The organism is Gelidibacter sp. (assembly GCF_035577925.1).
Classification (GTDB): Bacteria; Bacteroidota; Bacteroidia; order Flavobacteriales; family Flavobacteriaceae; genus Gelidibacter.
Window position 1 is genome coordinate 1 of sequence record NZ_DATJCY010000096.1, and the last position, 9,198, is coordinate 9,198.

Genomic DNA, 9,198 nt, shown 5'->3' on the forward strand with positions numbered 1-9,198 from the left:
TCAATAATATAAGCCACATCAAATTGACCCATAACCACACCGAGCAAACTCCCAATAACAGCAGTCACGGTATATACCGTTTGTGAGTTGTTGTACATGCCTTTAAAATAATCGGCAGTACCGGTGACAATACCCACCGCGGTTGTAAAACATGCCAACGCAATTAAAACGCTTAATAAACTGGCACCCAAACTTCCAAGGGTCATATTTCCTAAACCTAACAATAATTCGGATCGGTTGATATCTGAAGGAAATGCCGTACTGTGCATCGATCCAGCTAAAATAAGGCCCATATAAATAATGAACAATCCAAAACCGGCCAATAATCCCGATTTAAAAATAAGCTTCTTCTTTTCGGCAACTGATCCTGAATACGTTAAATTAATAGAAATAATCAATACCGCACCAACCACCAAAGCGGCTAGGGCATCAAAAGTTTGATAACCTTCCAACATACCACTCACCAAGGGCGTTTCAAACTGTGAAGGTCTGACCTCAGCTGGTGAAGAGAAAATTGCAATACCAATAATGGCCAATAAAATGGCTATAATAATAGGCGTCAAATACTTGCCTAGCAAATCCAATACTTTTGATCGGTTCATTGCAAAAATAAAAACCAATACAAAATAAATAGTGCTCGTTAGCAAACTACTACTTTCAAAAAACGGTGCAATAGCCATTTCATGTGTTACAGATGCCGTTCTTGGAGAAGGCAAAACAATGCAAATACCATAAACAAACAAACAAAAGATACTACTGAATATTGGCGATACTTTTTTTCCAAAATCATATACAGTGCCTTGAAGCTTGGCATGTGCTACAATTCCAAAAATAGGAATAACCACCGCCGTAATTACAAAACCAATGGTGACCAAAAACCAATCCGGCCCTGCATTAAAACCTAAATAGGGTGGTAAAATTAGGTTTCCGGCACCAAAAAACATGGAAAATAAGGCGAAACCTGTAACGAGAACATCTTTAGAATTAGTCATCTGTAAGTAAATTTAGAGCTTTCAAATTCAAACTCTTTATATCTTTGCCTAATATAGTATAAAAATGATTTTAGAATACAAACAGATTCCAATTTATTATACAGATCAAGGACAAGGGCAACCTGTAGTCTTGCTTCATGGGTTTCTCGAAACGTCAAAAATGTGGCAAAATTTAGCCGCAGAAATTGAGCCAAACCATCGGATTATTACAATTGATTTGTTGGGACATGGACAAACGGGAAGTTTGGGCTACATCCATACCATGGAGCAAATGGCGGAAGCTGTCGTGCATGTTTTGGATTATTTAAAAATAGAAAAAACGTATGTCATTGGCCATTCTATGGGTGGCTATGTAGCTTTGGCTCTTGCTGAAACAAATATGGAGCGTATTAAAGGACTTTGTTTAGTGAATTCCACGCCATTTTCGGATAGTCCTGAACGACAGATCAACCGTGACCGTGCCATTAAAGTAGTCAAACAAAGTCCTTTGAGTTTTGTTAGCATGTCAATTGGAAATTTATTAAGTCCTGATAACCGATTACAATTTGCCGATGAAATTGAATTTATAAAGCTAGAGGCCATGAAATTATCTGTTCAAGGTATTGTGGCCGCCATGGAAGGCATGAAAATCAGAAAAGACCGAAGCGAATTGCTAAAGCAAATGCCTGGTGCAAAACTGGCAATTCTTGGTAAGGAAGATCCTGTTTTGGAATATGATAGCTTAAATACACAATTGATGGATTTAGGAGTCAAAACGGTTACTTTTTCGGGCGGACACATGTCATTTATTGAAAATAAGAGCGAATTAACTTACATTATTAAGCATTTCATCGAAAAATAATGTTTTTTGACGTTTATTTTTAATTTTATTTTCTAAATTAGGATCCTCTAACAACTACAACCATGAAAAAGAATCCTCAAGCCCCTGCTCCAATGAAACTGTATTGCAGCCTTTTTGGTCACAATTATACGATTTCAAAAAATGTTACTTCACATATTAAAGAATATACCTGTAAGTGCTGCAAACGACAATTGACCATTAATGGTAATGGTGATTTGATTGAATTGACTCCAAAATTCAAAGAAATCAACTCCATCTTAGAAGCCATGTATATGCGCAGAATGGAACGCACACAGGAGAAATCGCTCAGTTCATCGATATATTAGGGATTCCTAGCCACTTATCATTTTGATTTTATACTTTTAATTATCCTCTAAAATAATAATTAAAATTAATAGCAAAGTGAAAAGTGTTTATTGCTCATTTTTTGGACACAACTATGTTGTTACCAAAAAAGTAACCCTTCATATCCATGAGTACGAATGTACCAAATGCCACACTCAAATGACTACTGGCAGTAATGGCGACCTCATTCCATTAACGGCTAAATACAAAGAAATTAATTCGGTTCTTGAAGGTGTTTACAAGAAAAGAAGATCAAAAAGATTAGAAGGACTGCTTGTTTTTGAGCACTGACATCCCAAGATTTATTAGAGATATTTTTTAGATTTTCATTTTTACCATCCCTAATGGTACCTTATTACTGAATACCCTTTCGTATAAATATAACCCACTTTAAAAATGAAAAGAAATATCCTATTACTCTTGATCTTTTACAGCATGTCTTTTATGTCATTTTCTCAATATTCCTGGACAAATGGAGAAGTGATCTTACACGATGGTGAAACAATTGTAGGTGAAATAAAAATCCCGGTAATTTCTAAAGACTTTGTACATTTTAATGGCAAATCTAAGGTTAAAGTGAGAAATCAATTAACCGGAGAAAAAACAGTATTTGATGAAAATCAAGTTAAGTTAATAAAATTTAAGTATCCTGGATCCAAAATCGCATTTTACGAGTACGTCCCCGTATCCAAAAACAAAAAAGAAATATTTTGTATTATTACCACAGGTTCTGTAACTCTTTATGGACGGGAAGTTGCAATAACCTCATCCGGCCATGCATCAATGAGTGTACATGGTATGGATGAATTTTATGTACAAAGATCAGGAGAACACATTGCAAAACCTTTAAAAACGGCGAGACCTTCAAGATCTTTTAGAAAGCGAGCCATTGAATACTTTAACGATTGCCCGACTGTGGTTAATACACTAAAAAGTAAAAAAATAAAAACAGCAGATGAAATAATAGCAATCGTTGAAACATATAATGAATGCGTCGAACAAGCATCCAATACCATATAACCTTACTTTATGTATAGACACAAGCAAAAAAAATCTCAAAGCTCATTTGAATTTTGAGATTGCTTTTTATTATAAATATCTTAAAATCAACTCTTCTGTAACGGGTTCCAACCTTTAGCAATTAAAGGAATCTGTGTTTCGCCGCGTGTTATTAAATGCATGCCATTCTCTTTTTCGGTCATATAACCAATAATTGTAAGATTGGGATTTCCTTTTATTTTAGGATAATCATCTTGGGCAATCGTCATTAACAATTCGTAATCTTCACCGCCATTCAACGCTATCGTTGTACTATCAATATTAAATTCTTCGCAGGTTGAAATGACTTGTGGATCGAGCGGAATCTTGTTTTCATACAATACGGCACCAACATTGCTCTGCTTGCACAAATGGATAATTTCTGACGACAAACCATCACTAATATCAATCATTGCCGTAGGTTTTACATTCAAATCCTTGAGCAGTTTTACGATATCTTTTCGTGCCTCTGGTTTCAACTGACGTTCTATAATGTAGGAATACAGATCCAAATCGGGTTGATTGTTGGGATTGACCTTAAACACTTCTTTTTCACGTTCTAAAATCTGAAGTCCCATATAAGCTGCTCCTAAGTCACCTGTAACCACCAATAAATCATTCGGTTTTGCGCCACTTCTGTAAACCACATCGTTTTTGTCAACTTCGCCAAGTGCAGTAATAGAAATAATCAATCCGGTAACAGACGAGGTGGTATCGCCACCAATCACATCCACGCCATAAACTTTTGCTGCAGTTTCAATACCGGCATAAAGTTCTTCAAGTGCTTCCAAAGGAAATCTACTGGAAATAGCAAGTGACACAGTGATTTGTGTGGCATTGGCATTCATGGCATAAACATCCGACAGATTGACCATAACCGCTTTATATCCTAAATGTTTTAACGGCATATAAGCCAAATCAAAATGCACATGCTCAACCAACAAATCGGTAGTAACCACCAACTGTTTGGATTTAAACTCTAATACGGCTGCATCATCGCCGATCCCTTTAATGGTCGATTTTTGTGTGATTTCAAAATGTTGGGTCAAATGATCAATGAGACCAAATTCACCTAATTCACTAATGGAAGTACGAGATTGATTTTTATCTTCTATCATGTTGCAAATTTAGGCATATCACCCAAAAAATACGAATCATTTTAGCAAATAATATAGATAGTCAGATATCAATAAAAACAATAATCCTATTTGGGATTATAATCAAAAGTTCTATGGAATTACCTTAGTAATATTGTATCTTTGTGCTCTATTTAGAAATAATCTTAATAAGAAATGATAAAAGTATCTGAAATAGCTAAGAAGAAAGTCATCGAATTGATGAATGAAGATGGCTTTGACAGTGCCACTGATTTTGTGCGTGTTGGTGTTAAAAGTGGCGGCTGTTCGGGTTTATCATATGATTTAAAATTTGATAAATCCCAAAAAGATGAGGATAAAGTCTTTGAAGATAATGGTGTCAGGATTATAGTTGACAAGAAAAGCTTTTTATATCTCATTGGTACCACTCTGGAATATTCCGGAGGACTGAATGGTGCGGGTTTCGTATTTAACAATCCAAATGCGAACCGTACATGTGGATGTGGAGAATCATTTTCTCTGTAAACACAATTGATATCCTTTAAAATGAAGGATCGATCTTAAAAAATAAATGATAATGACATGACTAAATATACTGAAGACGATTTAAGAGAAGAGTTAAAAACCAAGGAGTATGAGTATGGATTTTATACGGATATAGAATCTGATACCTTCCCACCGGGATTAAACGAAGATGTTGTAAGAAATATCTCTATAAAAAAAGGAGAACCACAATGGATGACCGAATGGCGTTTGGAGGCTTTTCGAGCATGGCTGCAAATGGAAGAACCAGATTGGGCCAACGTGCATTATGAAAAACCAGATTTTCAAGCTATTTCCTACTATTCAGCACCAAATACAAAACCCAAGTACAACAGCTTGGATGAAGTAGATCCAGAATTACTTGAAACTTTCAAGAAACTGGGAATTTCTATGGACGAACAAAAAGCACTGGCAGGCGTTGCTATGGATGTTGTAATTGACTCGGTTTCTGTAGCTACTTCATTTAAACAAACTTTAAGCGAAAAAGGCATTATTTTCTGTTCCATAAGTGAAGCTATTAAGGAACATCCAGAATTGGTCAGAAAATATATCGGGACCGTAGTGCCTCAAAAAGATAATTTCTATGCCGCTTTAAACTCAGCCGTTTTTAGTGATGGCAGTTTTTGTTACATCCCAAAAGGCGTGCGTTGCCCAATGGAATTATCAACCTACTTCAGAATCAACCAAGCTGGAACAGGACAATTTGAACGCACATTGCTTATTGCCGATGAAGATAGCTATGTGAGCTATTTAGAAGGTTGTACCGCTCCAAGCCGTGATGAAAACCAACTGCACGCTGCTGTGGTGGAATTAATTGCACTGGATGGCGCAGAAATTAAATATTCAACCGTTCAAAACTGGTTCCCTGGAAATGATGAAGGAAAAGGTGGGGTTTTCAACTTTGTAACCAAGCGGGGTATTTGCGAAAAGAATGCTAAAATTTCATGGACCCAAGTAGAAACCGGTTCGGCAGTTACTTGGAAATATCCGAGCTGTATCTTAAAAGGCGATAACTCAGTAGGCGAATTTTACTCTATTGCTGTAACCAATAACTTTCAGCAAGCCGATACGGGAACAAAAATGATCCATTTAGGAAAAAACACAACTTCAACCATTATCTCCAAAGGTATTTCGGCCGGGAAATCCCAAAACTCCTATAGAGGCTTGGTCAAAATTGGAGCTCGGGCAGAAAACGCACGCAATTTTACAGAATGTGACAGTTTGTTGATGGGTAACGAATGTGGCGCACATACCTTCCCATATATTGAAGTAAAAAACAAATCGGCAAAAATAGAACACGAAGCCACCACCAGTAAAATTGGTGAAGACCAAATTTTTTATTGTAACCAGCGTGGTATCGATACCGAAAAAGCAATTGCACTCATAGTTAACGGTTTTAGTAAAGATGTGTTGAACAAATTGCCAATGGAGTTTGCCGTAGAAGCTCAAAAATTATTAGAAATCAGTTTGGAAGGATCTGTTGGATAATATTACTGCGAACACAGAAATCTAATAATCAATGAAAAAAGCGATTGCCATTTTATTTATAACTGCATTTTTTACGAGTTGTAAAACCGATTCAAAATCGTCTGTTTCTGATAAAGGAACTGAAGAAACAGCGATTAAGGAAATCACAGGTCTGTTTACTTATTATGCTGATGCCGCTGTTTTACGAACTCCGAACGAACTGTTTGGCGTTGTCGAAAATAAAAAAGCACAAGAATTAATTAAAATGGCCGAACCTCTAAAAGACAATTATACCGATGAGGTTGCCGTAACCCTAAACGTCAAAACGGTTAAAAAACCAGAAAACGAAGAAGGTTGGGAATATAGGGTAGAAATTATTGATATTATAAATGTGTCCAAGGTTGAACAAAAAGACAGTGACCTCAAAAAATTAATAACGGAATAACAATTCCAAAAGTAAAAAGTAAAAACATATGTTGAAAATTAGCAATTTACACGCAAGTGTTGACGATAAAGCCATTTTAAAAGGTCTAAATTTAGAAGTAAAAGCAGGCGAAGTACACGCAATAATGGGCCCTAACGGATCTGGAAAAAGCACTTTGGCATCTGTGATTTCGGGTAAGGAAGAATATGAAATGACTGAAGGCGAAATCCTTTTTGAAAATGAAGATATCAGCGAATTATCTCCAGAAGATCGCGCACATAAAGGTATTTTCTTATCGTTTCAATATCCAGTTGAAATTCCAGGAGTTTCGGTAACCAACTTTATCAGAACAGCCATCAACGAAACGCGTAAAGCCAAACAACTTCCGGCCATGCCAGCTAATGAAATGCTAAAAATGATCCGCGAAAAATCAGAGATGCTTGAAATTGACCGTAAATTCCTTTCAAGATCCTTAAACGAAGGATTTTCTGGCGGCGAAAAGAAACGTAACGAAATTTTCCAAATGGCCATGTTAGAGCCTAAATTGGCCATTCTTGACGAAACAGATTCAGGATTGGATATTGATGCCTTGCGTATCGTGGCTAATGGCGTGAACAAATTAAAATCAGAAGATAATGCCGTGATTCTTATTACACATTACCAACGTTTATTGGATTATATCGTTCCAGATTTTGTACACGTATTGCATGAAGGTCGCATTGTAAAATCTGGCGGAAAAGAATTGGCCCACGAGCTTGAAGAAAAAGGTTACGATTGGATTAAGGAAGAATTGAACGCTTAATTTGGTTTAAAAGTTTCTTGTTTAAAGTTTCAAGTTATGGCAACCATCAAAAAATTTGAAGACTTAGAAATTTGGCAGGAACCTCGCAGACTTTCGAACGAAATTAAAGAAATCGTTTTAAATTCTGAATTAAAAAATGATTTCAGATTGAGAGATCAAATCAAAGGATCTTCGGGATCCGTAATGGACAATATTGCTGAAGGATTTGTGCGCGATGGAAATATTGAGTTTAGGCAATTTTTATCCGTAGCAAAAGGTTCAGCCGGCGAGTCAAGATCTCAGTTATATAGAGTCCTTGATTATGGTGATATCACAGGAAAAAAATTTGAAAAATTGGTAAACGAGTACGAACAGTTAAGTAAACGAACAGCTAATTTTATAATATATTTAAACAAACAAGATTTCAAAGGGAACAAATTCAGGCAAACACCAAAACGGAACCAACTTGAAACAAGAAACAAAAGAAACTTGAAACTAACACAATGGAACTAAAAGAAAAACTCATAGCCTCATTCATGGCATTCGAAAATTTAGTGGATATTGATTCGCCAATTCATGATGTGCGAAGCGAAGCCATTAAGCAATTTGAAACCGAAGGTTTTCCATCCAAAAAGGATGAAGCCTGGAAATACACTTCATTAAATAGTATTTTAAAACAAGATTACAGTGTTTTTCCAAAACGTGACAATCAGATTTCATACAACGACATCAAAAAATATTTCATCCATGATATTGACACCTACAAAATTGTCTTTATCGATGGCGTGTATTCTTCACATTTTTCTGAAACAACACATGATGAAATTGATGTATGTTTGATGTCATCGGCATTGGCAAAACCAAAATACAGACCGGTTATTGAAAATTATTTCAATAAAGTAGCAACAAAAGATGGCCTAACATCATTAAACACCGCATTTTGCCATGAAGGTGCTTACATTCATATCCCAAAGAACAAATTGGTTGCAAAACCTATTCAGATCCTACACTTTTCTACAGGAAACGAATCGGCAGTGATGTTACAACCACGTAACCTAATTGTTGTGGATGAAAACTCGCATGTGCAAATCATTGAACGTCATCAAAGTTTGACTGACAATGCTGTATTGACCAATAGCGTTACAGAAATTTTTGCCAACAAGCGTTCTATTGTAGATTACTATAAAATTCAGAACGATAATGAGCATGCATCACTGATTGATAACACTTTCATTAATCAAGAACAAGAAAGTATTGCATCCGTACACACCTTCTCTTTTGGTGGAAAATTGACGCGCAACAATCTTAGATTTTATCAAAATGGAGAACGTATTGATTCTACACTAAAAGGCGTAACCATTCTTGGAAATAACCAGCATGTGGATCACAATACTTTGGTACATCATATCGAGCCTAACTGCGAAAGTCATCAAGATTATCAAGGTATTTTTGGCGATAGCAGCACCGGAGTTTTCAACGGAAAAGTATTGGTTAACAAAGAAGCACAGAAAACAAATGCGTTTCAAGCCAATAATAATATTTTGTTGAGTGATAAAGCAACCATCAACACAAAACCTCAGCTGGAAATTTTTGCAGATGATGTTAAGTGTTCACACGGCTGTACTATTGGACAATTGGACGAAAGTGCTATTTTCTATATGCAATCACGT

12 protein-coding genes are annotated in these 9,198 nt (G+C 36.1%); 10 read left to right on the forward strand and 2 right to left on the reverse strand.

All coding sequences use genetic code 11. From position 1 onward, the window contains the following. On the reverse strand, positions 1-992 hold a 992-nt coding region (locus VNJ50_RS03340; protein WP_325579038.1), incomplete at its 3' end, for a branched-chain amino acid transport system II carrier protein. 64 nt (positions 993-1,056) lie between these two features. Between VNJ50_RS03340 and VNJ50_RS03345 the strand changes: the two genes are divergently transcribed. The 4 genes from VNJ50_RS03345 (at position 1,057) to VNJ50_RS03360 (ending at position 3,198) form a co-directional block, all read left to right on the forward strand. Beyond that, complete coding sequence (locus VNJ50_RS03345) at positions 1,057-1,833, forward strand: alpha/beta fold hydrolase (RefSeq protein WP_325579040.1); 777 nt, start codon at positions 1,057-1,059, stop codon at positions 1,831-1,833. Positions 1,834-1,895: 62 nt separating this feature from the next. Beyond that, on the forward strand, positions 1,896-2,159 hold the full coding sequence (locus VNJ50_RS03350) for a DUF1660 family phage protein (RefSeq protein WP_325579042.1): 264 nt from the start codon (positions 1,896-1,898) through the stop codon (positions 2,157-2,159). Between the two features lie 76 nt (positions 2,160-2,235). After that, a complete protein-coding gene (locus VNJ50_RS03355; protein ID WP_325579044.1) occupies positions 2,236-2,469 on the forward strand; it encodes a hypothetical protein in 234 nt (77 codons plus the stop codon). A gap of 105 nt (positions 2,470-2,574) precedes the next feature. After that, a complete protein-coding gene (locus VNJ50_RS03360; protein WP_325579046.1) occupies positions 2,575-3,198 on the forward strand; it encodes a hypothetical protein in 624 nt (207 codons plus the stop codon). An 86-nt stretch (positions 3,199-3,284) separates the two neighbouring features. Here VNJ50_RS03360 and thiL read toward each other — a convergent pair whose 3' ends face one another. After that, complete coding sequence (gene thiL, locus VNJ50_RS03365) at positions 3,285-4,334, reverse strand: thiamine-phosphate kinase (RefSeq protein ID WP_325579048.1); 1,050 nt, start codon at positions 4,332-4,334, stop codon at positions 3,285-3,287. A 174-nt stretch (positions 4,335-4,508) separates the two neighbouring features. On the opposite strand from thiL, the gene VNJ50_RS03370 reads away from it, so the two are divergent. From VNJ50_RS03370 to sufD, 6 genes are all read left to right on the forward strand, one after another. Continuing rightward, complete coding sequence (locus VNJ50_RS03370) at positions 4,509-4,838, forward strand: iron-sulfur cluster assembly accessory protein (RefSeq protein ID WP_325579050.1); 330 nt, start codon at positions 4,509-4,511, stop codon at positions 4,836-4,838. Positions 4,839-4,895: 57 nt separating this feature from the next. Beyond that, entirely contained in the window at positions 4,896-6,344 is a 1,449-nt protein-coding gene (gene sufB / locus VNJ50_RS03375; RefSeq protein ID WP_325579052.1) for a Fe-S cluster assembly protein SufB, read from the forward strand. A 31-nt stretch (positions 6,345-6,375) separates the two neighbouring features. Further along, positions 6,376-6,768: a hypothetical protein gene (locus tag VNJ50_RS03380; protein ID WP_325579054.1), complete on the forward strand. Its 393-nt coding sequence runs from the start codon at positions 6,376-6,378 to the stop codon at positions 6,766-6,768. Positions 6,769-6,796: 28 nt separating this feature from the next. Beyond that, positions 6,797-7,549: a Fe-S cluster assembly ATPase SufC gene (gene sufC / locus VNJ50_RS03385; protein ID WP_325579055.1), complete on the forward strand. Its 753-nt coding sequence runs from the start codon at positions 6,797-6,799 to the stop codon at positions 7,547-7,549. A 36-nt stretch (positions 7,550-7,585) separates the two neighbouring features. After that, positions 7,586-8,041, forward strand: coding sequence for a four helix bundle protein (locus tag VNJ50_RS03390; protein ID WP_325579057.1), 456 nt, complete (start codon positions 7,586-7,588; stop codon positions 8,039-8,041). Further along, the coding region (gene sufD / locus VNJ50_RS03395; RefSeq protein WP_325579059.1) for a Fe-S cluster assembly protein SufD at positions 8,032-9,198 on the forward strand (1,167 nt) is incomplete at its 3' end. The genes VNJ50_RS03390 and sufD, both read left to right, overlap by 10 nt.